Annotated in this window: 23 protein-coding genes; 13 read left to right on the top strand and 10 right to left on the bottom strand. The window is 63.5% G+C overall.

Translation table 11 applies throughout. The features are described from left to right. The first annotated feature begins 1 nt into the window (after window position 1). Genes AC1RCO_RS16505 through AC1RCO_RS16515 form a run of 3 tightly spaced genes read left to right on the top strand, consistent with a single transcriptional unit; the run spans window position 2 to window position 2,603 of the window. Entirely contained in the window at window positions 2–1,081 is a 1,080-nt protein-coding gene (locus AC1RCO_RS16505; protein WP_053154819.1) for a COX15/CtaA family protein, read from the top strand. Then, a complete protein-coding gene (cyoE, locus tag AC1RCO_RS16510; protein WP_011058457.1) occupies window positions 1,069–1,971 on the top strand; it encodes a heme o synthase in 903 nt (300 codons plus the stop codon). The genes AC1RCO_RS16505 and cyoE overlap by 13 nt, the downstream gene beginning before the upstream one ends. Then, window positions 1,968–2,603, top strand: a complete 636-nt coding sequence (locus AC1RCO_RS16515) for an SCO family protein (protein ID WP_015633647.1) — start codon at window positions 1,968–1,970, stop codon at window positions 2,601–2,603. Before cyoE ends, AC1RCO_RS16515 begins: the two co-directional genes overlap by 4 nt. A 167-nt stretch (window positions 2,604–2,770) precedes the next feature. On the opposite strand, the gene AC1RCO_RS16520 is transcribed toward AC1RCO_RS16515, so the two are convergent. The 3 genes from AC1RCO_RS16520 to AC1RCO_RS16530 are packed head-to-tail and all read right to left on the bottom strand — an operon-like array spanning window position 2,771 to window position 5,276. Next, on the bottom strand, window positions 2,771–3,544 hold the full coding sequence (locus tag AC1RCO_RS16520; RefSeq protein ID WP_015633648.1) for a MetQ/NlpA family ABC transporter substrate-binding protein: 774 nt from the start codon (window positions 3,542–3,544) through the stop codon (window positions 2,771–2,773). Window positions 3,545–3,603: 59 nt separating this feature from the next. Next, window positions 3,604–4,269: a methionine ABC transporter permease gene (locus AC1RCO_RS16525; protein ID WP_011058460.1), complete on the bottom strand. Its 666-nt coding sequence runs from the start codon at window positions 4,267–4,269 to the stop codon at window positions 3,604–3,606. Further along, on the bottom strand, window positions 4,269–5,276 hold the full coding sequence (locus AC1RCO_RS16530; protein WP_019095617.1) for a methionine ABC transporter ATP-binding protein: 1,008 nt from the start codon (window positions 5,274–5,276) through the stop codon (window positions 4,269–4,271). Before AC1RCO_RS16530 ends, AC1RCO_RS16525 begins: the two co-directional genes overlap by 1 nt. A 215-nt stretch (window positions 5,277–5,491) precedes the next feature. On the opposite strand from AC1RCO_RS16530, the gene katE reads away from it, so the two are divergent. Continuing rightward, on the top strand, window positions 5,492–7,684 hold the full coding sequence (gene katE / locus AC1RCO_RS16535) for a catalase HPII (protein ID WP_492617876.1): 2,193 nt from the start codon (window positions 5,492–5,494) through the stop codon (window positions 7,682–7,684). A gap of 56 nt (window positions 7,685–7,740) precedes the next feature. On the opposite strand, the gene AC1RCO_RS16540 is transcribed toward katE, so the two are convergent. Genes AC1RCO_RS16540 through zur form a run of 4 tightly spaced genes read right to left on the bottom strand, consistent with a single transcriptional unit; the run spans window position 7,741 to window position 10,546 of the window. Continuing rightward, window positions 7,741–8,460, bottom strand: coding sequence for a PA5502 family lipoprotein (locus AC1RCO_RS16540; RefSeq protein WP_019095618.1), 720 nt, complete (start codon window positions 8,458–8,460; stop codon window positions 7,741–7,743). 37 nt (window positions 8,461–8,497) lie between these two features. Further along, window positions 8,498–9,286, bottom strand: a complete 789-nt coding sequence (gene znuB / locus AC1RCO_RS16545; RefSeq protein WP_011058464.1) for a zinc ABC transporter permease subunit ZnuB — start codon at window positions 9,284–9,286, stop codon at window positions 8,498–8,500. After that, window positions 9,279–10,064 (bottom strand): zinc ABC transporter ATP-binding protein ZnuC, encoded by a 786-nt coding sequence (znuC, locus tag AC1RCO_RS16550; protein ID WP_492617877.1) that lies wholly within the window; start codon window positions 10,062–10,064, stop codon window positions 9,279–9,281. Before znuC ends, znuB begins: the two co-directional genes overlap by 8 nt. Beyond that, entirely contained in the window at window positions 10,064–10,546 is a 483-nt protein-coding gene (zur, locus tag AC1RCO_RS16555; RefSeq protein ID WP_011058466.1) for a zinc uptake transcriptional repressor Zur, read from the bottom strand. Before zur ends, znuC begins: the two co-directional genes overlap by 1 nt. Window positions 10,547–10,612: 66 nt before the next feature. On the opposite strand from zur, the gene AC1RCO_RS16560 reads away from it, so the two are divergent. Then, complete coding sequence (locus AC1RCO_RS16560; protein ID WP_492617878.1) at window positions 10,613–11,533, top strand: zinc ABC transporter substrate-binding protein; 921 nt, start codon at window positions 10,613–10,615, stop codon at window positions 11,531–11,533. Window positions 11,534–11,623: 90 nt separating this feature from the next. Here AC1RCO_RS16560 and AC1RCO_RS16565 read toward each other — a convergent pair whose 3' ends face one another. Together AC1RCO_RS16565 and AC1RCO_RS16570 are read right to left on the bottom strand one after the other, a co-directional pair. Then, on the bottom strand, window positions 11,624–12,574 hold the full coding sequence (locus AC1RCO_RS16565) for a homoserine kinase (protein WP_011058468.1): 951 nt from the start codon (window positions 12,572–12,574) through the stop codon (window positions 11,624–11,626). 65 nt (window positions 12,575–12,639) lie between these two features. Further along, the gene (locus AC1RCO_RS16570) at window positions 12,640–12,927 is read right to left on the bottom strand and encodes a DUF2782 domain-containing protein (protein WP_011058469.1); all 288 of its coding nucleotides are present in this window, start codon (window positions 12,925–12,927) and stop codon (window positions 12,640–12,642) included. 74 nt (window positions 12,928–13,001) lie between these two features. On the opposite strand from AC1RCO_RS16570, the gene polA reads away from it, so the two are divergent. Beyond that, window positions 13,002–15,794 carry a DNA polymerase I gene (gene polA / locus AC1RCO_RS16575; protein WP_492617879.1) on the top strand — a complete coding sequence of 931 codons (2,793 nt, stop codon included), beginning with the start codon at window positions 13,002–13,004 and terminating at the stop codon, window positions 15,792–15,794. Between the two features lie 415 nt (window positions 15,795–16,209). On the opposite strand, the gene yihA is transcribed toward polA, so the two are convergent. Next, window positions 16,210–16,851: a ribosome biogenesis GTP-binding protein YihA/YsxC gene (gene yihA, locus AC1RCO_RS16580; RefSeq protein ID WP_011058471.1), complete on the bottom strand. Its 642-nt coding sequence runs from the start codon at window positions 16,849–16,851 to the stop codon at window positions 16,210–16,212. Window positions 16,852–17,042: 191 nt separating this feature from the next. Here yihA and AC1RCO_RS16585 point away from each other — a divergent pair, with 191 nt between their 5' ends. The 7 genes from AC1RCO_RS16585 (at window position 17,043) to AC1RCO_RS16615 (ending at window position 24,459) form a co-directional block, all read left to right on the top strand. Further along, on the top strand, window positions 17,043–17,333 hold the full coding sequence (locus tag AC1RCO_RS16585) for a c-type cytochrome (RefSeq protein WP_015633654.1): 291 nt from the start codon (window positions 17,043–17,045) through the stop codon (window positions 17,331–17,333). 45 nt (window positions 17,334–17,378) lie between these two features. Then, window positions 17,379–17,984: a c-type cytochrome gene (locus AC1RCO_RS16590; protein WP_011058472.1), complete on the top strand. Its 606-nt coding sequence runs from the start codon at window positions 17,379–17,381 to the stop codon at window positions 17,982–17,984. 197 nt (window positions 17,985–18,181) lie between these two features. Then, entirely contained in the window at window positions 18,182–18,811 is a 630-nt protein-coding gene (locus AC1RCO_RS16595) for a thiol:disulfide interchange protein DsbA/DsbL (RefSeq protein ID WP_011058473.1), read from the top strand. Between the two features lie 12 nt (window positions 18,812–18,823). Then, window positions 18,824–19,702, top strand: coding sequence for an endonuclease/exonuclease/phosphatase family protein (locus AC1RCO_RS16600; protein ID WP_011058474.1), 879 nt, complete (start codon window positions 18,824–18,826; stop codon window positions 19,700–19,702). Further along, complete coding sequence (locus AC1RCO_RS16605) at window positions 19,699–21,882, top strand: GGDEF domain-containing protein (protein ID WP_492617880.1); 2,184 nt, start codon at window positions 19,699–19,701, stop codon at window positions 21,880–21,882. The genes AC1RCO_RS16600 and AC1RCO_RS16605 overlap by 4 nt, the downstream gene beginning before the upstream one ends. 101 nt (window positions 21,883–21,983) lie before the next feature. Beyond that, window positions 21,984–22,763 carry an N-acetylmuramoyl-L-alanine amidase gene (locus tag AC1RCO_RS16610; protein ID WP_011058476.1) on the top strand — a complete coding sequence of 260 codons (780 nt, stop codon included), beginning with the start codon at window positions 21,984–21,986 and terminating at the stop codon, window positions 22,761–22,763. A 76-nt stretch (window positions 22,764–22,839) separates the two neighbouring features. After that, window positions 22,840–24,459: an EAL domain-containing protein gene (locus AC1RCO_RS16615; RefSeq protein WP_404673574.1), complete on the top strand. Its 1,620-nt coding sequence runs from the start codon at window positions 22,840–22,842 to the stop codon at window positions 24,457–24,459. Window position 24,460: the final 1 nt, after the last annotated feature.

Here is a 24,460-nt window from a genome sequence, read left to right on the forward strand (position 1 = left end):
CATGGCCAAACCTGGATTTCGCCTCGCGTTGTTTGCCACCTTGCTGGCACTGATCGTGGTGCTGCTGGGCGCCTACACCCGGCTGACCCATGCCGGCCTCGGCTGCCCGGACTGGCCCGGCTGCTACGGCTTTATCAGCGTGCCGAAAGGCGAAGCCCAGTTGGCCCATGCCGAGCTGCATTTTCCCGATACCCCGGTGGAGGCCCACAAGGGCTGGAACGAGATGATCCACCGATACTTCGCCGGTACCCTGGGGCTGCTGATCGTGCTCCTGGCGGCCCGGGCCTGGACCCATCGCCGGCATCCGGGGCAGCCCCTGAAGCTGCCGCTGTTCCTCCTGGCAGTGGTGTTCGCCCAGGCGGCCTTCGGCATGTGGACGGTGACCCTCAAGCTCTGGCCGCAAGTGGTCACCGCGCACCTGCTGGGCGGTTTCGCCACCCTGAGCCTGTTGTTCCTGCTGACCTTGCGCCTGTCCGGGGTATTGCCGGCGCTGATCGTGCCGCGGCGCTTGCAGTACTGGGCCACCGCCGGGCTGGTGCTGGTGATCGGGCAGATCGCCCTGGGCGGATGGGTCAGTTCCAACTACGCGGCGGTGGCCTGTATCGACCTGCCCACCTGCCATGGCCAGTGGTGGCCGAACATGGATTTCGCCAACGGCTTCCACCTGACCCAGCACATCGGCCCCAACTACCTGGGCGGGCAACTGGACAGCGATGCCCGCACCGCCATCCACATGACCCACCGGATCGGCGCGGTGCTGGTGACCCTGGTGTTGCTGGGCCTGGCCTGGCAGCTGCGGCAGACCGGCATGACCCGCCTGGCCGGGCTGGTGCTGGTGGCGCTGGGGGCGCAGGTCAGCCTGGGCCTGAGCAACGTGTTCTTTCATTTGCCACTGCCGGTGGCCGTGGCCCACAACGCCGGGGGGGCGGCGCTGCTGCTGACCCTGGTGCTGGTCAACTACCACGCCCGTACCAGCTTGGTACGGGCCCGGGATCGCCTGCCCCTGGGCTGGCGGCTCAGCCCGCGTAAACAGATGGCGGGTCCCATCACCATCAAAGGAGAGATGCCATGGCGACTCTGATCAGCGAACGTCAGCATCCCCAGGCGATCTGGCGCGATTACCTGGAGCTGACCAAACCCAAGGTGGTGGTGCTGATGCTGATCACCTCGCTGGTGGGCATGTTCCTCGCCACCCGCGCTGGGGTTCCGTGGACCGTGCTGGTGTTCGGCAACCTGGGCATTGCCCTGTGCGCGGGCGGGGCGGCGGCGGTCAACCATGTGGTGGACCGGCGCATCGACGCGCTGATGGCCCGGACCCACAAGCGGCCCCTGGCCGAAGGCCGGGTATCGCCACGAGCGGCGCTGGCCTTTGCCCTGCTCCTGGCGCTAGCCGGGCAGGCGCTGCTGCTGACCTTCACCAACCCACTCACGGCCTGGCTGACCCTGGCCTCGCTGCTGGGCTATGCGGTGGTCTACACCGGGTTTCTGAAGCGCGCGACGCCGCAGAACATCGTGATCGGCGGGCTGGCCGGCGCGGCTCCACCGTTGCTGGGCTGGGTCGCCGCCACCGGGCACATGAGCGCAGAACCGCTGCTGCTGGTGCTGATCATCTTCGCCTGGACCCCGCCGCACTTCTGGGCCCTGGCCATCCACCGCAAAGAGGAGTACGCCAAGGCCGATATCCCGATGCTGCCGGTCACCCATGGCGAGCACTACACCAAGGTGCACATCCTGCTCTATACCTTTGCCCTGCTGGCGGTGAGCCTGTTGCCCTATGTCATCCATATGAGTGGCGTGTTGTACCTGGTGTGTGCCCTGGCCCTGGGCGGGCGCTTCCTGCAATGGGCCTGGGTGCTGTACCGTGGCACTCGGCCGCACGCGGCGATCAACACCTTCAAGTACTCTATTTATTACTTGTTCCTGCTGTTCATCGCCCTGCTCGTAGACCACTACCTATTGTTGAACCTATGACTCGAACTCAGAAAACCGTCTTTATTCTCGTTGCCCTGGTGGCCCTGGTGCTGGGGCTTACCGTCAACAAAGTACTGTCCGGCAAGGGTCAGGGCGACCCCACTGCACTGATCGATGCGGGCATCATCCTGCTGCCGCAAAGCCGTACCCTGCCTGCGGTGAAGATGGTCGACCAGGACGGCCAGCCAGTGGTGATCGACGAGCTGAAGGGCAAATGGTCGCTGCTGTTCTTCGGCTACACCTTCTGCCCGGACATCTGCCCCACCACCCTGGCGCAGTTGCGGCAGATCAAGAGCGAGCTGCCCAAGGAAGCGGTGGACAAGCTGCAGGTGGTCCTGGTCAGCGTCGACCCCAACCGTGATACCCCGCAGCAGCTCAAGCAGTACTTGGGCTACTTCGACAAGGACTTCAAGGGCCTGACCGCCTCCTCGGTGGAAGACCTGCAGAAGCTCGCCAACGCCGTGAGCATTCCCTTCATCCCGGCCGATACCAGCAAGCCCAACTACACCGTGGACCACAGCGGCAACCTGGCGGTGATCGGCCCGGACGGCACCCAGCGCGGTTTCATCCGTGCTCCGCTGAACAACCAGAAGCTGGTGGCCCAACTGCCGGTGATGCTGCAGCGCAAATAACGCTACATGCTCGAACCGCTGAACCGCTGCCGCAGGCTGCGATCGGCCTCGAAGAGGACGTGCTCCTGAGGCCCTCGGAAGACGCTGGGCGCCTTATCCCGGCCTTCGGCAGCGGCTACAACGAAACGGGGCGCCCCAAGGCGCCCCGTTTGTGTTTCTGCAACCGATCAGAACGCCGGCACGATGGCGCCTTTGTACTTCTCGAGAATGAACTGCTTCACTTCAGGGCTGTGCAGGGCCGCGACCAGCTTCTTCATGGCGTCCGAATCCTTGTCGTCAGGACGGGCCACCAGGATGTTCACGTAAGGCGAATCCTTGCCTTCGATCACCAGGGCGTCCTTGGAAGGATCCAGCTTGGCTTCCAGGGCATAGTTGGTGTTGATCAGCGCCAGGTCGACCTGGGTCAGCACGCGCGGGATGGTGGCGGCTTCCAGTTCACGGAACTTCAGGTCCTTGGGGTTCTCGGTGATGTCCTTGATGGTGGCCAGGATGTTGTTGGAATCCTTGAGCTTGATCAGGCCGGCCTTGTCCAGCAGCAACAGCGCGCGGCCGCCGTTGGTGGCGTCGTTGGGGATCACCACGGTGGCGCCGCCCGGCAGTTCGGAGAGCTGCTTGTACTTGCTGGAATAGGCACCCAGGGGCTCGACGTGAACACCGGCAACGTTCACCAGCTTGGTGCCCTTGGCCTTGTTGAACTCATCCAGGTAGGGCTGGTGCTGGAAGAAGTTGGCGTCCAGGCGCTTTTCGGCGACTTGCACGTTGGGCTGCACGTAGTCGGTGAAGACCTTGACCTTCAGGTCCACGCCTTCCTTGGCCAGGGCCGGTTTGACGAACTCCAGGATCTCGGCGTGGGGCACTGGTGTGGCGGCCACGGTCAGGGTTTCGGCGGCGTGCGCGGAGAACGCGGCAACGGCTGCGAAAGCGACGAGTAGTTTTTTCATCCAACAAGCTCCTTGTAAGTCGCCCGACCCCGGGCGCCTGCCGGCCTGGGCCGGCAATTTTATTTGCGGGAAAAGTGCACCACCAGCTTGTCGCCGACGGTTTGCAGAACCTGGACCAGCACCAGCAGCAACACCACGGTCACCACCATCACATCGGTCTGGAAGCGCTGGTAGCCGAAGCGGATCGCCAGGTCGCCCAGGCCACCGGCCCCCACCACGCCGGCCATGGCGGTGTAGGACACCAGGGTAATGGCAGTCACGGTGATAGCGGCAAAGATGCCCGGGCGGGCTTCCGGGAGCAAGGCATTGGTAATGATCTGCCGGGTGCTGGCACCCATGGACTGGGTGGCCTCGATGATGCCGCGATCCACTTCGCGCAGGGCGGTTTCCACCAGCCGGGCAAAGAACGGCGTGGCGCCGACCACCAGCGGTGGAATGGCCCCGGCAACCCCCAGCGATGTGCCGGTGATCAGTACGGTGAAGGGAATCATCACGATCAGCAGAATGATGAACGGCAGCGAACGCAGGATGTTGACCACCAGCGACAGCAGCGCATACAGCGACTTCTGCTCCAGCAGTTGGCGCGGGCTGCAGAGGAACAGCAGCACGCCCAGTGGCAGGCCCAGCAGTACGGTGAACAGCAGCGAGCCGCCGAGCATCATCAGGGTGTCGCCGGTGGCCAGCCAGATTTCCAGCCAGTCGATGTTGGCGAAGAAGGTATCCATCAGCGCAGCACCTCCATGTGGACATCGGCCGCGGTGAAGCGGGCGAAGGCCGCTTCCATGTCACCGCCGGTGATGGCCAGGGTCAATTGCCCGTAAGGGGTGTCCTTGATGCGGTCGATGCGTCCGGCGAGGATGCTGTAGTCGACCCCGGTCTCCCGGGCCACGGTGCCCAGCAGCGGCGCGTAGGTGGCATCGCCCTGGAAGGTCAGGCGCACGATGCGCCCCGGTACGTGGGCGAAGTCGTCGCGCTGCTCGTTCTCGTCGATCTGCTCGTCTTCCTGGACGAAGCGCCGGGTGGTCGGGTGCTTGGGGTGCAGGAACACGTCGGCCACCGGGCCCTGTTCGACGATCACGCCGGCGTCCATCACCGCCACCTGGTCACAGACGCGACGGATCACGTCCATCTCGTGGGTGATCAGGACGATGGTCAGGTTCAGCTCGCGGTTGATCTCGGCCAGCAGTTGCAGGACCGAGGCAGTGGTCTGCGGGTCCAGGGCACTGGTGGCCTCGTCGCACAGCAGGATCTTCGGCTTGGTGGCCAGGGCGCGGGCGATGCCGACGCGCTGCTTCTGGCCGCCGGACAGCTGCGCCGGGTATTTCTTCGCGTGGTCGGCCAGGCCGACCCGGTCCAGCAGCTCGGCCACCCGGCGGTCGATGTCGCTGCGCGACAGCTCGCCGGCCAGGGTCAGGGGCAGGGCGACGTTGTCGGCCACGGTCTTGGACGACAGCAGGTTGAAGTGCTGGAAGATCATGCCGACCTGCTGGCGGAAGCGGCGCAGGCCACTGGCGTCCAGGGCGGTGACGTCTTCGTCGTCGACGACGATGGTGCCGCCACTGGGGTTTTCCAGGCGGTTGATCAGGCGCAGCAGAGTACTTTTACCCGCACCGGAGTGGCCGATCAGGCCGAACACCTGGCCATTCTCGACCCGAAGGCTGGTCGGGTGCAGGGCGGGAATATCCTTACCGGCGACCCGGTAGGTTTTATGGACGTTTTGAAACTCGATCACGTAGCGAACCTTGTGGGGCGCGTTAGAAAAGGATCAGCGGTTAGCCGGGCGCGCATTTTAGCCTGTCCGTATAGAGGTTCTTAGCATTTATTTCGCAATCATCCTGCCATTTGGCAATAACGCGATCAAAGGTCATAAAAAAGGAACGCTCGCACCTTCTCGTCAGTCACTAGTTAAGTCACTCGAAAGCCGCCAGGTGCCGTGCCTGGAGGCCTTTGCCCACGAAGCCCCGGCACGCCAGGGATTTCGCCAACGAGGAGTTTTGCCTGATGAGCACGAAGAAGCCCGATACCCCAAAAAGCCAGATGGCCGGGACCGACACCCTGGACCGCGGCAACAGCAACAGCAAGCTCAAGAGCCTGGAGACGTTCCGCTCCGACGCCACCGGGCAGGCCCTGCGGACCAACCAGGGGGTGAAGATCGCCGACAACCAGAACACCCTCAAAGCCGGTGCTCGTGGGCCTTCGCTGCTGGAAGACTTCATCATGCGGGAGAAGATCACCCACTTCGACCATGAGCGGATTCCCGAGCGCATCGTGCATGCCCGAGGGGTGGGTGCCCATGGTTACTTCCAGAGCTATGACAACCATTCGGCATTGACCAAGGCCGGTTTCCTGCGTGATCCGGGGAAGAAAACACCAGTGTTCGTACGCTTTTCTACGGTCCAGGGGCCAAGAGGCTCTGGCGACACCGTGCGTGACGTGCGCGGCTTTGCGGTGAAGTTCTTCACTGACGAAGGCAACTTCGACCTGGTGGGCAACAACATGCCGGTGTTCTTCATTCAGGACGCGATCAAGTTCCCCGATTTCGTACACGCCGTGAAACCCGAACCCCACAACGAAATACCCACCGGCGGCTCGGCCCATGACACCTTCTGGGACTTTGTCTCGCTGCAGCCGGAATCGGCGCACATGGTGATCTGGGCCATGTCAGACCGGGCCATTCCGAAAAGCCTGCGGGCCATGCAGGGCTTTGGCGTGCATACCTTTCGCCTGATCAACGCCCAGGGCCGGTCGAGCTTCGTCAAGTTCCACTGGCGGCCGACGGTGGGTACCTGTTCGCTGGTCTGGGATGAGGCGCAGAAGCTGGCGGGCAAGGACACCGACTTCCATCGCCGCGACCTGTGGGAATCGATCGAAGCCGGGGATTACCCGGAGTGGGAGTTCGGCGTACAGATCATCGCCGAGGAAGACGAGCACAACTTTGATTTCGACATCCTCGACCCGACCAAGCTGATCCCCGAGGAGCTGGTGCCGATCACGCCCCTGGGCAAGATGGTGCTGAACCGCAACCCGGACAACTATTTTGCCGAGACCGAGCAGGTCGCCTTCTGCCCGGGGCACATAGTGCCCGGGATCGACTTCTCCAACGACCCGCTGTTGCAAGGACGGCTGTTTTCCTACACCGATACCCAGATCAGCCGCCTGGGTGGGCCGAACTTCCACGAATTGCCGATCAATCGGCCGCTGGCGCCCTTCCACAACAGCCAGCGCGACGCCATGCACCGCATCACCCTGGACAAGGGCCGGGCCTCCTATGAGCCCAATTCCATCGACGGCGGCTGGCCCCGGGAAACCCCACCGGCGGCCGAGGATGGCGGCTTCGAGAGTTACAACGAGCGTATCGATGCGCACAAGATCCGCCAGCGCAGCGAATCGTTCAGCGACCATTTCTCCCAGGCGCGGCTCTTCTACAAGAGCATGAGCAAGCACGAGCAGGAGCACATCATCGCCGCCTACAGCTTTGAGCTGGGCAAGGTGGAACGTGAATGGATCCGCGAACGCCAGGTCAACGAGATTCTGGCCAACATCGACCTGCAACTGGCCGCGCGAGTGGCCGAGAACCTCGGGCTGGCGGCGCCGAAGAAAGCCACGGTGGCGGAGCGCAAGACTTCGCTCTCGCGCTCGCCGGCCCTGAGCCAGGCGAACCTGTTGCCGGGCAATATCAAAACCCGGAAGGTGGCGATTCTGGCGGCCAACGGCGTCGATGGTGCGGCGATCGATGCGCTGAAGAAGGCTCTCAAGGCCGAAGGGGCACACGCCAAGCTACTGGGGCCGACCTCGGCGCCGGTCACCACGGCGGACGGCAAGCGCCTGCCGGTGGATGCGTCCATGGAGGGCTTGCCATCGGTGGCCTTCGATGCGGTGTTCGTGCCCGGAGGTGCGCAGTCGATCAACGCCTTGAGCGGCAATGGCGTGGCCCTGCATTACTTGCTGGAGGCGTACAAGCACCTCAAGGCGATTGCCCTGCACGGCGATGCCCGGGAGCTGTTGCACAGCCTGCGGCTGGAGGCGGATGAAGGCTTGATCGTGGGGGTCGATGCCAAGGCGCTGAAGGCATTCATTGCCGCCATCGCGCAACATCGGGTCTGGAGCCGAGAGGAAAAGGCCAAGGCAATCCCGGCCTGAACACACTTTCCCCGACAAGCCTGCTCCGTCTAGGAGCCGGCTTGCCGGCGAAGGCTTTACTGCGCCTTGCGCGGAGTCAGCACCATCTGCGCCGGTACATGGCGCACGATTTGCCGATTGATCTTCTGTTCAAAGTCCGGGTCGAGCTTCTTCACCCGCTTGCCGAGCAGGGTCGACAGCCAGGGGTAATCCTCGGTGCGTGGTACCTGGATGCTCACGTCGCACTGGTAATTCACCACATCGGCGGCCAGGGCATCGAGTTGATGCCGCAGCTTGCGGATATCAGTGACGTTCAAGGCGACGGTGGTGCTCTCGGCGGTCGGATCGATCAGCTTGGCCGCAGGGCGCGCTTCGGCGGCCTTCAGGGCGGCTTCGGCCTTGTCCAGCTCAGCCTTGCGGGCGTGGGCAATGGCATTGTTGACCCCACCGGTCAGCGCCGGAGCCTTGGGCATCAGTGCCCGGGCACGGCTCAGGGCCGTGGCTGCGGCGTTCACATCGCCCTTCTGCAGGACGATCTGGCTGCGCTGCAGATAGGCTTCGGCCAACTGCCGCTGGTACTGCACCAGTTGCGGGTCGTCGGGCGTCTGCGCCTGCAAGGCACTGAGTTGATCTTCCGCGGTGGCCAGTTCGCTGCTGGCGATGTTTTGTTCCAGCTGCGCGATGGCCGTGGCCCGTGCATCAGGGACCTCGGTGGCCGCTGGTGGCGTGCTTTGGCAGGCTCCCAGTAGCAGGGAAAATGCGACAAGGAGCAGATAACGGGAGGCGAACGGCTTCATTCCTGCGACTCTCTAATTGCGCAAAAAGCGAGCAAGTCTACACCCCTCGACGGGGCAGAACAAAACTCAGCAGAAACAGTGTGGCGGCGGTGACCACGATCGACGGCCCGGCCGGTGTGTCCTTGAACCAGGACAGCGCCAGCCCGCCGCACACCGCGAGCATGCCCAGCAGGCTGGCGCCCAGGGCCATCTGCTCCGGCGAGCGGGCGTGACGCTGTGCCGCAGCGGCCGGGATGATCAGCAGCGAGGTGATCAGCAACACCCCGACAATCTTCATGGCCACGGCAATCACCACGGCGATCAGCAGCATCAGCGCCAGGCGCAGCGAGGCCACAGGCAGGCCTTCGACCCTGGCCAGTTCCTCGTGCACGGTGATCGCCAGCAAGGGGCGCCACAACGCCACCAGCAGCAACAGCACCGCCGCGCTACCGCCGAGAATCCACGCCAGGTCGCCCGGGCTGATCGCCAGCAGGTCACCGAACAGGTAGGCCATCAGGTCGATTCGCACTTCATGCATGAAGCTTAGTACCACCAGGCCCAGAGACAGGGTGCTGGGTGCAAGAATCCCCAGCAGCGTGTCGGAAGCCAGGGGTTGGCGCTGTTGCAGGGTCACCAGCAGCACCGCCAGCAGCAGGCAGCCGACCGTGACCGCTACCGCCGGGCTGACATCCAGCAGAAAGCCCAGGGCCACGCCGAGCAGCGCGGCGTGGGACAGGGTGTCGCCGAAATAGGCCATGCGACGCCAGACCACGAAGGACCCCAAGGGGCCGGCAACCACCGCCAGGGCCAGGCCTGCGAGCAGGGCGTAGAGCAGAAAATCAGCCATGCTTGCAGTTTTCTCCATGGACATGGGCGTGGCCCGAAGCGGGCTGGGTGACGACCGAACCATGCAGGTCGTGGGCATGGTCGTGATGGTGGTGGTAGATCGCCAGGCTCGGTGCGTTCTTGCCGAACAGCTCGACGAAGGCCGGGTCGCCGCTGACCTGCTCGGGGTGGCCAGAGCAGCAGACGTGGCGATTGAGGCAGACCACCTGATCGGTGGTGCTTATCACCAGGTGCAGGTCGTGGGAGACCATCAGCACGCCGCAGCCGTGACGGTCGCGCAGGCGGGTAATCAGGCTGTAGAGCTCGGCCTGGCCGGCCACGTCGACGCCTTGCACTGGTTCATCGAGCACCAGCAGCTCCGGCTCGCGCAGCAGCGCCCGGGCCAGCAGCACACGCTGCATCTCGCCACCGGAGATGCTCTGCACCGGGCTGTCGATCACCTGCTCGGCACCTACTTCCTTGAGCGCTGCCAGCGCCCGGGTACGGTCCACTCCCGGCACCAGGCGCAGAAAACGCAGCACCGACAGCGGCAAGGTCGGGTCCACATGAAGCTTCTGCGGCATGTAGCCCACCCGCAGTTTGGGCTTGCGCCAGACACTGCCGGTGTCGGGCTTGAGCAGGCCGAGCACGGCGCGCACCAGCGTGGTCTTGCCGGCGCCATTGGGGCCGATCAGGGTGACGATCTGGCCGGGTTCGACGCTGAGCTGGATGTTCTCCAGCACGTTCTGCCCGGCAAAGGTCACCCCGACCTGCTCGAGGCGGATCAACGCATTGCTCATCAAGCCCCCTGGCAGCCCGAGCAGAGCCCGACCACTTCGACGGTCTGGCCCTCGACCACGAAGCCGACGTCGCGGGCGCTGCTGATGATGGCGTCGCTGATGGATTTCTGTTCCAGCTCGATGGCGGCGTGGCATTCGCGGCAGATCAGGAACTGGCCCTGGTGCGCGTGCTCGGGGTGGTTGCAGCCGACAAAGGCATTGAGCGAGGCGATGCGGTGCACCAGGCCGTTTTCCAGGAGGAAATCCAGCGCCCGATAAACCGTTGGCGGGGCGGCGCGACGGCCGTCCTGCTCGCTGAGCACGGCCAGGATGTCGTAGGCCCCCAGGGGCTTATGGCTTTGCCACACCAGCTCCAGCACCCGCCGGCGCAGGGCGGTCAGGCGCAGGCCTTGCCGTGCGCACAGGGCGTCGGCCTCAGACAGTGCGCTGTGTACGCAGTGAGAGTGGTCGTGTGGACGGCTGGCAAGGGGTGTTTTAGGCATGAGCGGCGACGAGGTTTGTGAGAGACGTTATTATGTTACCCGTTCTCGCCTCCTCGAGTGTCCATCGTGCCCAGACTTTTTCGCCTTTTTGTCGCTTTTACCTTCAGCCTGTTCGCGATCGGCTCGGCCCAGGCCGAAGTGCGGGTGCTGACCAGCATCAAGCCGCTGCAACTGATTGCCGCCGCCGTGCAGGATGGCGTGGCGGTTCCCGAGGTGCTGCTGCCGCCCGGAGCTTCCCCGCACAACTACGCGCTGCGCCCTTCGGACGTGCGCAAGGTGCAGAGCGTAGACCTGCTGTACTGGATCGGCCCGGACATGGAAGGCTTCCTGCCGCGGGTGCTGAAGGGCCGTGGCCTGCCCTCGGTGGCGGTACAGGACCTGCCGGGCATGAAACTCCGGCACTTTGCCGAAGATAGCCACTCCCACGCTGAAGATGCCGACGAACATGACCATGATCATCGCCCCGGCACCCTGGACGCGCACCTCTGGCTGTCGCCGGTCAATGCCCGGGTGATCGCCACCCGCATGGCCGCGGACCTGAGCGCCGCCGACCCGGCCAATGCCGCCCGCTACCAGAACAACCTGAAGGCGTTCAGCGAGCGTCTGGATGCCCTGGATGCTCGCTTGAAAGCCCGCCTGGCGGGGATCGCCGGCAAGCCTTACTTCGTGTTCCACGAAGCTTTCGACTACTTCGAGGACGCCTACGGCCTCAAGCACGCCGGGGTGTTCAGCGTGGCAGCGGAAGTCCAGCCGGGGGCCCAGCACGTCGCCGCCATGCGCGCGCGCTTGCAGCAGGTGGGCAAGACCTGTGTGTTCAGCGAGCCGCCCCTGCGCCCGCGCCTGGCGGAAACCCTGGTGGCCGGCCTGCCGGTGAAACTGGCGGAGCTGGATGCGTTGGGCGGTTACACGCCGGCGACCGCTCAAGGCTATGAGCAGGTGCTGGAGAAGTTGGGGAATGATCTGGCGGGCTGCCTGGAGCAGCTTTAAGCGGGGATTGTTGCGCGAGGGCTTTCGCGGGCAAGCCCGCTCCTACAGGTTGGGCGCATCTCTGTAGGAGCGGGCTTGCCCGCGAAGCGTTTACAGGGCGAACGGCAGCGCGATGCTGACCTGTTGCCGCTGCGCCAGGCGCTGCTGGAACTCCATCGGATCGTGAATCAGCACGTCCTGCCCGGCGAAGCTCTCGGCGGCGATCAGCCGCGATAGCCAGAAGCGCACGCAGGCCACCCGCAGCAGGGTCGGCCAGAGTTCGGCCTCTGCCGCAGTGAACGGGCGCAGCGCCGCGTAGGCGCCCAGCAGGGCTCGGGCCCGTTGGCCGTCGAGTACGCCTTCATCGTCGGAGCACCAGTCATTCAGGGCGATCGCCACGTCGTAGAGCATCGGTCCCGAACAGGCGTTGTAGAAGTCGATCAGGCCGGTCAGGTGGGTGCCTTCGAACATGGCGTTGTCGCGAAACAGATCGGCGTGGATGTTGGCCCGGGGCAGGGCGAGGATCTTCACCTTCTGAGCGGCGATTTCATCCAGGGCCCGCTGCAGCAGGTCCTGGGCCGTGGGGGCCAGGTGCGACAGCAGTTGCCTGCCCTCTTCCTGCATCCAGTCCAGGCCGCGATCGGTCTTGCGCTTGATCATGTGGTCCTTGGTGGCTACGTGCAGGTGGCCGAGCAGCTCACCGACCTGGGCACAGTGCTGGGCGTTGGCCTGCTTGATGTGCTTGCCCGCCAGCCGCGGTTGCAACAGTGCCGGCTTGCCCGCCAGTTCGCGCAGGGCGACGCCGTCGGTGGTGCGCAGGGCATAGGGCACTGGCAGGTTGGCCTGGTGCAGCACGTCCAGCAGTTCAATGAAGAACGGCATTTCCTGGACCGGGCCACGTTCCACCAGGGTCAGGACGAACTCGCCCTGTTCCAGGCTGATGAAGAAGTTGGTGTTTTCGCTACCAGCGGCGATCCCCTGGAAATCAAGCAGGCGGCCGAGCCCATACGGGGCGAGAAAGGTTTCCAGCTCGGGCCGAGCCAGGGGGGTGAACACAGACATGGTTAAAAACTGCCAGTACGGGCGCTGCTATCCAGCCAGCGCCATTGAGTTGAAGTCGGAGTGGTTTACCACTCAAAGATTTTCCACGAAGGGATCAGCATATCCGGCTGATCCGAACGGATGAAGTTGCCGTCCGAGCCATCGGCACGCACCAGGAAGTAGGGTTTGCCGCCCTTTGGCGTGATCTTGATGGCATACAGGAAGCCATTTTGCCGGTATTCCTGGATGGTCTTGTCGCCTTCCGTGCGAATGGTTACTTCCGGGTCCGCTGATGGCGCATCTTCTGCGGCGATCGCGGCCAATGGAGCGATTGCAATCAAGCCGGTCAGCAGCAAGCGATTTAGTGTGCGCATGATAACCTTGTCCCTTTGTCGTCAACGGTCCCGCTATTCTAGCGCCGGACCCGCCGAAAAGGTTGATCCCGCTCATGAGCCAAGCCCCCCTCGTCCTGGTGGACGGTTCTTCATATCTGTACCGCGCGTTCCACGCGCTGCCACCGCTGACCACCTCCAAAGGCCTGCCTACCGGCGCGGTCAAGGGCGTGTTGAACATGCTCAAGAGCCTGCGCAAGCAGTACCCGGACAGCCCGTTCGCCGTGGTCTTCGATGCCAAGGGCGGGACCTTCCGCGATGACATGTATGCCGAATACAAGGCCAACCGTCCGAGCATGCCCGACGACATGCGGGTGCAGATCGAGCCGTTGCACGCCAGCGTGATCGCCCTGGGTTTCCCCCTGTTGTGCGTGGAAGGGGTCGAGGCCGATGACGTGATCGGCACCCTGGCCCGCAGCAGCGCGGCGGCGGACCGCCCGGTGGTGATTTCCACTGGCGACAAGGACATGGCACAGCTGGTGGACGGGCACATTACCCTGGTCAACACCATGTCCGGTAGCAGCATGGACGTGGAAGGCGTGAAGGAGAAATTCGGCGTCGCTCCCGAGCAGATCATCGATTACCTGGCGCTGATGGGCGACTCTTCCGACAACATTCCCGGGGTGCCGGGCATTGGTCCGAAGACCGCTTCCGGCCTGCTGGTCGGGGTCAATGGCGGGTTGAAGGAGCTGTACGAACAGCTCGATATCGTACCGACCCTGCCAATCCGCGGGGCCAAGACCTTGCCGGCCAAGCTCGAAGAACACAAGGAAATGGCCTTCCTCTCCTATCAGTTGGCGACCATCAAGGTCGACGTGCCGCTGGATGTCGGGCTCGACGACCTGCACCTGGGCGAGCCGGACCGCGAGAAGCTGGTGGAGCTCTACAGCCTGCTGGAGTTCAAGAGCTGGCTCGACGAGTTGCAGCGCGATGCCAAGCGTGTCGAGCTCAGCGGCGCTGAGGCGACACCCGCCGCCGTGCCGCCGCCGCAGGCTGTGGAGCAAGCTCCGCTGGAGCTGCAGTACGAAACCATCCTCGACCAGGAGCGTTTCGATGCCTGGCTGGAGAAGCTCAAGGGCGCCAAGCTGATTGCCTTCGATACCGAAACCACCGGGATCGATGCGCAGCAGGCGCAACTGGTGGGCCTGTCCTTCTCGGTCAAGGCCGGCGAAGCGGCCTATGTTCCCCTGACCCACTCCTACATGGGCGCGCCGGCACAGCTGGATCGCGACAGCGTACTGCTGGCCCTCAAGCCCTTGCTGGAAGATCCCAAGCTGCTCAAGGTCGGCCAGCACGCCAAGTTCGACATGAACATCCTGGCCAACTGCGCCATCGGCGGCGACCAGGCCAATGGCATCACTGTGCGCGGCGTGGCCTTCGACACCATGCTCGAATCCTACGTGCTCAACTCCACCGCCACCCGCCATGACATGGACAGCCTGGCGCAGAAGTACCTGGACCACAGCACTGTGAGTTTCCAGGACATCGCTGGCAAGGGCGCCAAACAGCTGACTTTCGATCAGATCCCCCTTGAGCAGGCGGGGCCATATGCTGCCGAAGATGCCGATGTGACCTTGCGTCTGCATCAGGTGCTATTCGAGAAGCTGACTGCCATTCCAAGTCTGGCCAGCGTATTGACCGATATCGAGATGCCGCTGGTGCCGGTCCTGGCGCGGATCGAGCGTCAGGGCGCTCTGGTGGACGACAAGCTGCTGGGCGTCCAGAGCATCGAACTGGGGGACAAGATGGTTGCCCTTGAGCGCGAGGCTTTCGAGATCGCAGGTGAGGAGTTCAACCTGGGTTCGCCCAAGCAATTGGGGACGATCCTCTACGACAAACTCGGCCTGCCGGTGTTGAAGAAGACTGCCAAGGGGCAACCGTCCACCGCTGAAGAGGTGCTGGCCAAGCTGGCGGAAGACGACTATCCGCTGCCTCGGGTGTTGATGCAGTACCGCTCCATGAGCAAGCTGAAAAGTACCTACACCGATCGCCTGCCGGAGCAGATCAACCCGCGCACGGGGCGTATTCACACCTCCTATCATCAGGCTGTGGCGTCCACCGGGCGCCTGTCCTCCAGCGATCCGAACCTGCAGAACATTCCGGTGCGCACCGCGGAAGGTCGGCGTATTCGCCAGGCCTTTATCGCCCCGGCCGGCTATAAGCTGCTGGCGGCTGACTATTCGCAGATCGAGTTGCGGATCATGGCGCACCTGTCCCGCGACGAAGGTTTGCTCAACGCCTTCCGCAACAACCTGGACGTGCACACCGCCACGGCGGCCGAGGTGTTCAAGGTCGAGCTCAAGGACGTCACTTCCGATCAGCGCCGCAGCGCCAAGGCCATCAACTTCGGCCTGATCTACGGTATGGGCGCGCAGAAGCTGGGCAAGGACATCGGTGTCGATACCAAGCAGGCCAAGGCCTATATCGACACCTACTTCGCGCGTTACCCGGGGGTTCGCGAGTACATGGACCGCACCCGCGCTCAGGCCGCGGACCAGGGTTATGTCGAGACCATCTTCGGTCGCCGTCTGTACCTGCCGGAGATCAACTCCAACAAGCCACAGGAGCGCGCCGGCGCCGAACGCACCGCGATCAATGCGCCGATGCAGGGCACCGCGGCAGACATCATCAAGAAAGCCATGGTGGCCGTGGACAACTGGCTGGAGTCCTCGGGGCTGGATGCCCGAGTGATTCTCCAGGTGCACGACGAACTGGTGCTGGAAGTGCGCGAGGACCTGGTGGACCAGGTTCGTGAGGAAATTCGCGGGCACATGAGCGGTGCCGCAACCCTGGATGTGCCGTTATTGGTGGAAGTGGGGGTGGGAAATAACTGGGATGAGGCCCATTAAGGGCACTTTTCAGGTGTTTTTGCCGCGGCATAGTGTCGCGGCAAAAACTAGCGAAGAGCTATTAGCACCGAAAATTTCATCGATTATTGCCAATAGTTTTTGCAACCGGCCGGAACTAAATAGGTGAACGCCCACTCAGAGTTACTGAATGGCTGGTGAAGCCCTTCGATGCTCCTATGTTGTGTTAAGTGTTGGCAGATATCTGGACCCCGCCCTAGCGGTCTAGAACTTGAACCCCGAACTTCCCCCTCCCCATACGAAGTCCGGGGTTTTTTTTGCCTGAAAACCGCCTGGGAAATGATCATGCTGCGTTAAAAGCGCGGCGCGAAATGCTCATTTACAGCCACTAAACTCCGCTTTCGCACCGCGCTTTTGCCTTGCCTGATCATCCCCTAGGCAATTTTCCCTACGTCTCTCAGGCCTCGGCTTCGGCGCCTTTGTCGGCCAGTTCCATCCAGCCCGCCAGCACGGTGTAGGCCTCTTCCAGGCCCATGCGCTTGGGGGCCGAGAACAGTTGGATGGTGACGGCTTCGCCCCAGCCCTTGCGGATCTGCGACTGCACCTTGAGCAGGGTGTTCTTGGCCGCGCCGTAGGTCAGTTTGTCGGCCTTGGTCAACAGGATGTGCATCGGCATGCCGCTGGCGACCGCCCAGTCCAGCATCAGCAGGTCGAAGTCGGTCATGGGATGACGGATATCCATCATCAGGATCAGGCCCTTAAGGCTTTCGCGGCTGCCCAGGTAGGCTTCCAGGTGACGCTGCCAGTGTTGCTTGAGCGGGATTGGCACTTTGGCGTAACCGTAGCCCGGCAGGTCGACCAGACGGCGATCGTCGTCTAGCTTGAAGAAGTTCAACAACTGCGTGCGACCCGGAGTTTTCGAGGTGCGTGCCAGGCTGGCGTGGGTCAGGGTGTTCAGGGCGCTGGATTTGCCGGCGTTGGAACGCCCGGCAAAGGCCACTTCGAAGCCTTCATCGTCAGGGCATTGATCGACTTTGGCGGCGCTGAGCATGAACGTAGCCTGTTGGCACAGACCGAGGATGGGGTTCTTGAGTTGCATGGGATTTCCGATTGGGGCGATGCCGAGAGTGGACGCGGCGAGCGGTGTCGTTTCCGTTTCAGTAACGCCAGTATATAATGCCGCAGATTTTGTGTGCGCTTTGTCCCAGCGTAGGATGAAGTTCACGAGAGCGATAAACCTTGAATGCGCATTAGAACGCAGCACGCTCTCAACCCTGAAAAGGTCGTTTTATGACGAAATGGCTGCTAGCTGCCGGTGTCTTGATGCCGTTTTACGGCGCTCAGGCTACACAGGATCCGGAAGCTGTGTACAACCGTGTTTGTGGGGCTTGTCATTCCGGCCAACTACCCACGGCGCCCCGCAAGGGCGACCAGGAAGCTTGGGCGCCGAGGTTGGCGCAAGGTATGGAGACGCTGGTGCAACACGTGACCCAGGGTTTCAAGGCGATGCCGCCGCGTGGTTTGTGCATGGACTGCAGTGCCGAGGATTACCGAGTCATCATCCATTGGATGAGCGAGTGATCCCGGTCCATAACTCTTAACCCTTAGCCGTAGTTGGATTAGCTGATGAACAAATTACTCGTGAGTCTGCTGTTGACCTTGGGCATCACAGGTGTCGCCCATGCCGCAGGCGACGCTGCTGCCGGTCAGGCGAAAGCCGCAGTCTGTGGTGCTTGCCACGGCCCTGATGGGAACAGCATGGCGCCAAACTTTCCCAAGCTGGCGGGTCAGGGGGAAAAGTACCTGAACAAGCAGTTGCACGATATCAAGTCCGGCAAGCGCCAGGTGCTGGAGATGACAGGCCTGTTGACCAACCTGAGCGATCAGGACCTGGCTGACATCGCCGCCTACTTCGCCAGCCAGAAAGGCAGCGTCGGCGCAGCAGATCCTAAAGTCGTGGCCCGTGGTGAAGAACTGTTCCGTGGCGGCAAGCTGGACCAGGGCATGCCTGCCTGCACCGGTTGCCACTCGCCAAACGGTGCGGGTAACGCAGCAGCCGGCTTCCCCCATCTGGGCGGCCAGCACGCACAGTACGTGGCCAAGCAACTGACCGACTTCCGCGAAGGCAACCGTACCAACGACGGCGATACCCTGGTGATGCGCAGCATCGCTGGCAAGCTGAGCAACAAAGACATCGAAGCGGTGTCCAGCTATATTCAGGGCCTGCACTGAGGCCGGCTCGATCAGCGTTGCCCAAGGTGCTAAGCCACGGCAACGTTAATGATCGATTAATCTGACGGTGCAAGCATAAAGGGTGGCTCAGGCCGCCCTTTTTTATGGCGTCTGCCGCTACACTAGCGAACTCAAGCCCGCCAAGACCTGGCCGAATTCAGGTCGAGCGAGGCGCCAAAATTGTCCAGGAGTAAAGCATGCGTAATCTGATTCTCAGCGCCGCACTCGTCACCGCCAGCCTGTTTGGCGTGACCGCTCAAGCGGCCGAACCGCTTGAAGCCGGTAAACAATATGTCGAGTTGAGCAGCGCCGTTCCGGTTGCCGTGCCAGGCAAGATCGAAGTGGTTGAGCTGTTCTGGTATGGCTGCCCGCACTGCTACGCTTTCGAACCGACCATCAATCCCTGGGCTGAAAAACTCCCGGCCGACGTCAACTTCGTCCGTATCCCGGCCATGTTCGGCGGTATCTGGAACATCCATGGCCAACTGTTCATCACCCTTGAAGCCATGGGTGTCGAGCACAAGGTGCACAAGGCCGTATTCGAGGCCATCCATGGCGGCAAGAAACTCGCTACTCCTGAAGAGATGGCCGAGTTCCTGGCGGGCGAAGGCGTCGACAAGGACAAGTTCCTGAGCACCTACAATTCCTTCGCCGTCAAAGGCAAGGTCGAAGACGCCAAGAAAAAGGCCCAGGCCTACCAGATCACCGGCGTACCGACCATGGTGGTCAACGGCAAGTATCGTTTCGACCTGGGCACCGCCGGTGGTCCTGAAGGCGCGCTGAGCGTGGCTGACCAGTTGATCGCCAAAGAGCGCGCAGCCAAGTAAGCGCCCGCCGCCATGCCGCGCTGGAGCTCGGAACGCATCGTTGGCCTGCATGATCCGCAGGTCAACGAGCACCATTTGGCGTCGTCCGGCCTGCCGGCAGACAGTCGTCTGCGCTTGCTCAGTTTCAATATCCAGGTCGGTATCAGCACCGAACGTTATCGCCACTACCTGACTCGTGGTTGGCAGCACCTGCTGCCCCATCATGGGCGTGCCGACAATCTGCAGAAAATCGGCAACCTGCTTGGCGATTTCGACCTGGTTGCCCTGCAGGAGGCCGATGGCGGCAGCCTGCGCTCCGGCTACGTCAATCAGGTGGAACACCTGGCCCAACTGGGCGCCTTCCCCTACTGGTACCAACAGCTCAATCGCAACCTGGGACGCCTGGCTCAGCACAGCAATGGCGTGCTCAGCCGCCTGCGCCCCTGGGCCATCGAAGACCACCCGCTGCCTGGCCCCAAGGGGCGCGGCGCGATCCTCGTGCGTTTTGGCGAGGGTCCCGAGGCACTGGTGGTGGTGATGATGCATCTGGCGCTCGGTGCCCGCACCCGAACCCGGCAACTGGCGTACATCCGCGAGTTGATCGGCGGCTACAAGCATCAGGTGCTGATGGGGGACATGAACACCCACGCCAGCGACCTGCTGGAGCATTCCCCTCTAAGGGACCTCAGCCTCTTGGCGCCGCAACTGCAGGCGACCTTCCCCAGCTGGCGTCCGCAACGTTGCCTGGACCATATTCTGCTCAGCCCCAGCCTGACCCTGGAGCGCGTGGAGGTCCTGGCCCAACCCATATCCGATCACCTGCCGGTCGCGGTAGAGATTCGTCTGCCGGGTTCGCTCACGGCTGATGCATTGCCCGCGTTGAGTCCTGCCCCTCGCGGAACCGATGAATGAGCGACGACGCCAATCGCTGGAAAGAGAAATACCTCAAAAGTATCGAACAGCAGGAAAAGCTCGAACGCCGATGGGCGGCCCGTCTCGACTTGCTGCGTCGTGGCCTGGTACGCAGCACCCTGGCGGCGGAGGGCACCGATCGCGCGGTCGACCAGTGCATGAAGGAAATGCGCGAGGTGGTACGCACCGACGATATGGACGCCGGGCTTGCAGCCTTGCTGCCGCGCCTGGAAAAAGCCGTGCTGGACTCCGAGCAGCGGCGGGAAACCCGGGTCGAGCAGATGAGCAGCGCGCTGACGGCGCTGGTCAGCCAGTTGCAGTCCCTGCCCCTGCCCCGGGAGGTCAGCCGTCCGCTGAAAGCCTTTGCCAAGCAACTGGATGGCCGGGTTGGCCAGGCGCGGGAAATTCCCTTGCTGCTCGGCGAACTGAGCAGCCTGCAGGGCAAGGCCCTGAGCCGGCTGGAAACCCCGGCCGAACCCGACCGCCCAAGCCTGTTGCAGCGCCTGTTCGGCAGCCGCGAGGCGAGCGAGACGCCGGCCCCGGCGGAGGAAGCCGTTGCGACGAATCCGCCGCTCCCGGCCGCCGCGGCGGAAGCTCATCCGCAAGCCGAGGAAGCCCCGGCCCCGGAGGATGGCGCGCGCGAGCACTATCAGACGCCGACCCAGGCCTTGCCTGAGGCGGTTTCGGCGCCTGCCGCGCCCGCCCCGGCACAGCCCGAAGTGCAGCTCGAACCTGAGCCGGGTGCCCAGCCGGTTGCCAGCGACGAGCCGGAGGTTGCTGCAGTGCCCGCTCCAGCCCCGGTGGTAGCGTTCGTGCCTCCGGTACTGGTGCAGGAGGCGCCCGCCGAGCCTGTACCCGCTATCGAGGTCGAACCTCAAGCAACCATTTCGCCTGTCGCGGAGCCACAAGCGTCCGTCGATCCCGGGGTGGTCGCCGCTTCCGATTCGCCGCCCGCGCCTGTCGCCGAAGCCGCGCTCAATCCCGACGAGTTGTTGCCCCTGCCGACGGTTTCCCCGGCAGTGCTGCTGGACAGCCTGCCCCTGCCGGCAGTCATGGCCGAGGCCCTGGCCGCCATCGATCCGGAGCAGTCGGAGCACGATGTGCTCTACGCTCTGCCGGATTCGCCCGAGCCCTCCTACAGTTCGGTGGCCAAGCACATCGAGCACACCTTGCTGGGGCTGCTCGACGACCTGAGCCTGCCGGAGCGCCACCGGCCACAGGCCGAGGCCATGCGCGATCGTCTGCAGCATGGGTTGAACTGGTACGAATTGCTGCCGATCCTCGACGATCTGGCGGTGTTGATGCTGGCCATCACCGACTCCGGCCAGCATGAGTTCGAGACCTACCTCAAGCAGCTCAACGAGCGCCTGGAGGCCTTCCAGAGCAACCTGCAGGCGGCCAGCGACGGCCATGCCGACAGCAGTTCGGCGGCACGGGCCATGGACAGCCAGATCCGTGAACAGGTCGACGGCCTGCAAAGCAGCGTGCAGGAGGCCGCCGACCTGGATGACCTCAAGCAAGTGCTGGAAAGCCACCTGGAAGGCCTGCTGGGCACCATGGACCACCACCAGAAGCAGCGCGATGAGCGTGAACGGGAAGTGGCCGCCCGTCTGCAAAGCCTGGCGGAGCGGGTTTCGAGCATGGAGCAGGAAGCCCAGGGCTACCGTGAGCACCTGGAAGAGCAGCGGCAGAAGGCGCTGATCGATCCGCTCACCGGCCTGCCCAACCGTGCAGCCTGGAGCGAACGCCTGGAACATGAAGTCGGCCAATGGCAACAACATGGCAACAGCCTGCTGCTGGCCATGCTCGATCTCGATCATTTCAAGCGGATCAACGACAACTACGGTCACCTGGCTGGTGACAAGGTGTTGAAGATCATCGCCAACGTACTGCGCAAACGCCTGCGAGGCAGCGATTTCATCGCACGTTTCGGTGGCGAGGAGTTTGTTCTGCTGCTGCCCAACACCCCCTGGCCGGTGGGTGTGCGCATTGTGGAAGCCCTGCGCGCGGCAATCGAGGCGTGCCCGTTCCATTTCAAGGGCGAGCCGGTGACCATAACCGTGTCCGTCGGGCTGAGTGCGTTCAAGGCCGGTGATCGCAGCGATCTGGTGATCAAAAGAGCCGATCAGGCGCTGTACCGGGCCAAGGATGCCGGCCGTAACCGGGTGGAAGCTGGTTGAGGAGCCAGCACTTTGCTGAATGAGAGCGCTGTTTTGCCCATGATCGCCAGGGCAGTACGTTACACTGTTGCATTATTGTCTTCAGCGTACTGCCTTTTGCCATGAAACTTCTTGCTCTTGCCCTCTCCCTGCTGATCCTCGCCGGCTGCGCCAGCGGCCCGCGCATCGACACCAGCCACCCGTCGGTCAATTACGATCAGCGCGCCCAGTTCATCATCGTCCACTACACCTCGGCATCGCTGGAGCGCTCCCTGGCCCTATTGACCCATGGCCAGGTCAGCAGCCACTACCTGATCGGCGATGACAAGTCCGCCACCATCTACAAGCTGGTGGACGAGCAATACCGTGCCTGGCATGCCGGCGACAGCCAGTGGCAGGGCCGGACCTGGCTCAACTCCAGTTCCATTGGCATCGAGATCGTCAACCCGGGGTTCCGCGATGGCCCCAGCGGGCGGCTCTGGTACCCCTACAGCGAAGCGCAGATCCAGAACCTGATCGTGCTGCTCAAGGACATCAGCAAGCGCAACAACATCTCGCCGCGCCACATCATTGGCCACAGCGATATCGCCCCCATGCGCAAGCTGGATCCGGGCCCGCTGTTTCCCTGGAAACGCCTGGCCGAGGCCGGCCTGGGCCTGTGGCCCGATGCCCAGGCAGTGGCACGCCAGCAGGCGTTCTTTACCGTGAGCCCGCCGAGCATCGGTTGGTACCAGCAGCAACTGGCCCAGCTGGGTTACGCCACGCCGCAGACCGGCGAGCTGGACAAGGCGACCCGTAACGTCCTGGCCGCGTTCCAGATGCACTACCGGCCGGGGCGTTTCGATGGCACGCCGGACGCAGAAAGTGCGGCCATCCTGATGGTGCTCAACCAGACAAAATAATGACGCCGCCGGACGGTTGGGGCCGATTGTCCAATCAGTTGCTATAACTCATTGGTAATCCTTCGGATCTCCCACGATGCCGGCCGCTCGCGAGCCCTTGCGTACCTGGTTCCATCGCCCCTGGACGCTGGCGATGCTGGCGGCTGTGCTGAGTGCGGTGATTTTGCTGCTGGGCAGCGCCGGGCTGGCCATGCACCAGGTCCAGCAACGGGAAAGCGAGCAGATGAACGCCCAGGGCCAGCGTTTCCTGGAGCGGCTGGAGCAGTTGTTCGGGCAACTGCGCGAAGGTCTCGACGTGCTGGAGGCGCAGCCGCTGCGCGAGTGCAACGCCGATCTCATCGCAGCTCTGCAGCAGGTCAGCTACAGCTATCGCTTCATTTATGAAGCGGCCTACAGGGACGCCACCCATACCTGTTCCAACTGGCCACGGCAGAACCTCCTGCCGGCGGCCAGGCCGCCGGATATCCGCGGGCCGACCTACAGCTACTGGCTCAACACCTCGACCCAGCCCAATGAGAACCTTGCTGCGCTGATGCTGGGTCGCGGCAACTTTCGCGTGGCCACTTCCCGCGGGCACCTGACCGATGTGGTCGATCTGCCTCCCGGTGGCAGCCTGATGGTGGTGGTGGATCATGGTGCCCGGGCGATACCGGTGCTCGGCCCGGCCCGTGCCTGGCCTCCCGCACAGCCTTGGCGGGGGGGCCGCGACGGGCCCTTGCAGGTCACCCCGGACCTGCTGATCTATCGCATGCCCACTCGCAACCCCGAGTACCAACTGGTGCTGATCACCCCCCGCGCCAGCCTGCAGGGCGAAGTGCTCGACGGTTGGTGGTGGTTGCTGCCCTCCAGCCTGGTGCTGGCGCTGTTCATCGGTGGGTTGGTGTATCAGTTGGTCCGCCAGCGCCAGTCCCTGGGGGCGGAGCTGCAAGGGGCCCTGCGCCGCGGCGAACTGCAGGTGCTGTACCAGCCGATCTTTGATCTCAGTAGCCGGCTCTGCGTGGGGGCCGAGGCCCTGCTGCGCTGGCGCCGCCCGGACGGTACCCTGACCAGCCCCGACCTGTTCATCCCGCTGGCAGAGAACACCGGGCAGATCCGCCAGATCACCGACTTCGTCCTGCAGCGCCTGCTGGAGCAACTGGGGCATGTGCTACGGTCCAATCCCCAGTTGTACATCTCAGTCAACCTGGCGGCCTGCGACGTGATGGTCCCGCGGATCGGCATGGTCATGGCGCGGCTGCTGGCGACGCATCGGGTAGCGGCCCGGCAGATCGCCTTCGAGGTCACCGAGCGTGGGCTGATCGATGTGGTGGTGGCGCGCAACAACCTGCAGGCCCTGCGCGATGTCGGGCATCAGGTGCTGATCGACGATTTCGGCACCGGCTATTGCAGCCTGGCCTACCTGCAGAGCCTGCCGGTGGATTGCCTGAAGATCGACAAGGCGTTCATCGATGCCCTGGGGCACGATGCCGCCAGCAGCGGCGTGGCGCCGCACATCATTCGCATGGCCCACGCATTGAAACTCAAGGTGATTGCCGAGGGCATCGAGTTCGAGGACCAGGCGCTGCTGCTCAGCAGCGAGGGCGTGAGCTTCGGCCAGGGCTGGCTGTTCGCCCATGCCCTGAGTGCCTTGCAGTTCACTGAGCTGATTACCCGTGGCCGACGGCTGGTGGCCAGGCGCCTGGATGATGAAGCATGAA

The organism is Pseudomonas sp. GW823-FHT03E05 (genome assembly GCF_058796855.1).

Excerpts from the sequence above, each read along its gene's own strand:
- zur (WP_011058466.1), bottom strand. The coding sequence starts at position 10,546 with ATGCCTAAAACACCCCTTGCCAGCCGTCCACACGACCACTCTCACTGC.
- AC1RCO_RS16600 (WP_011058474.1), top strand. The coding sequence starts at position 18,824 with ATGCCGCGCTGGAGCTCGGAACGCATCGTTGGCCTGCATGATCCGCAG.
- cyoE (WP_011058457.1), top strand. The coding sequence starts at position 1,069 with ATGGCGACTCTGATCAGCGAACGTCAGCATCCCCAGGCGATCTGGCGC.
- AC1RCO_RS16505 (WP_053154819.1), top strand. The coding sequence starts at position 2 with ATGGCCAAACCTGGATTTCGCCTCGCGTTGTTTGCCACCTTGCTGGCA.
- AC1RCO_RS16605 (WP_492617880.1), top strand. The coding sequence starts at position 19,699 with ATGAGCGACGACGCCAATCGCTGGAAAGAGAAATACCTCAAAAGTATC.
- AC1RCO_RS16565 (WP_011058468.1), bottom strand. The coding sequence starts at position 12,574 with ATGTCTGTGTTCACCCCCCTGGCTCGGCCCGAGCTGGAAACCTTTCTC.
- AC1RCO_RS16610 (WP_011058476.1), top strand. The coding sequence starts at position 21,984 with ATGAAACTTCTTGCTCTTGCCCTCTCCCTGCTGATCCTCGCCGGCTGC.
- AC1RCO_RS16520 (WP_015633648.1), bottom strand. The coding sequence starts at position 3,544 with ATGAAAAAACTACTCGTCGCTTTCGCAGCCGTTGCCGCGTTCTCCGCG.
- AC1RCO_RS16590 (WP_011058472.1), top strand. The coding sequence starts at position 17,379 with ATGAACAAATTACTCGTGAGTCTGCTGTTGACCTTGGGCATCACAGGT.
- AC1RCO_RS16570 (WP_011058469.1), bottom strand. The coding sequence starts at position 12,927 with ATGCGCACACTAAATCGCTTGCTGCTGACCGGCTTGATTGCAATCGCT.
- AC1RCO_RS16515 (WP_015633647.1), top strand. The coding sequence starts at position 1,968 with ATGACTCGAACTCAGAAAACCGTCTTTATTCTCGTTGCCCTGGTGGCC.
- AC1RCO_RS16595 (WP_011058473.1), top strand. The coding sequence starts at position 18,182 with ATGCGTAATCTGATTCTCAGCGCCGCACTCGTCACCGCCAGCCTGTTT.
- AC1RCO_RS16615 (WP_404673574.1), top strand. The coding sequence starts at position 22,840 with ATGCCGGCCGCTCGCGAGCCCTTGCGTACCTGGTTCCATCGCCCCTGG.
- AC1RCO_RS16525 (WP_011058460.1), bottom strand. The coding sequence starts at position 4,269 with ATGGATACCTTCTTCGCCAACATCGACTGGCTGGAAATCTGGCTGGCC.
- znuC (WP_492617877.1), bottom strand. The coding sequence starts at position 10,064 with ATGAGCAATGCGTTGATCCGCCTCGAGCAGGTCGGGGTGACCTTTGCC.
- AC1RCO_RS16585 (WP_015633654.1), top strand. The coding sequence starts at position 17,043 with ATGACGAAATGGCTGCTAGCTGCCGGTGTCTTGATGCCGTTTTACGGC.
- polA (WP_492617879.1), top strand. The coding sequence starts at position 13,002 with ATGAGCCAAGCCCCCCTCGTCCTGGTGGACGGTTCTTCATATCTGTAC.
- yihA (WP_011058471.1), bottom strand. The coding sequence starts at position 16,851 with ATGCAACTCAAGAACCCCATCCTCGGTCTGTGCCAACAGGCTACGTTC.
- AC1RCO_RS16540 (WP_019095618.1), bottom strand. The coding sequence starts at position 8,460 with ATGAAGCCGTTCGCCTCCCGTTATCTGCTCCTTGTCGCATTTTCCCTG.
- znuB (WP_011058464.1), bottom strand. The coding sequence starts at position 9,286 with ATGGCTGATTTTCTGCTCTACGCCCTGCTCGCAGGCCTGGCCCTGGCG.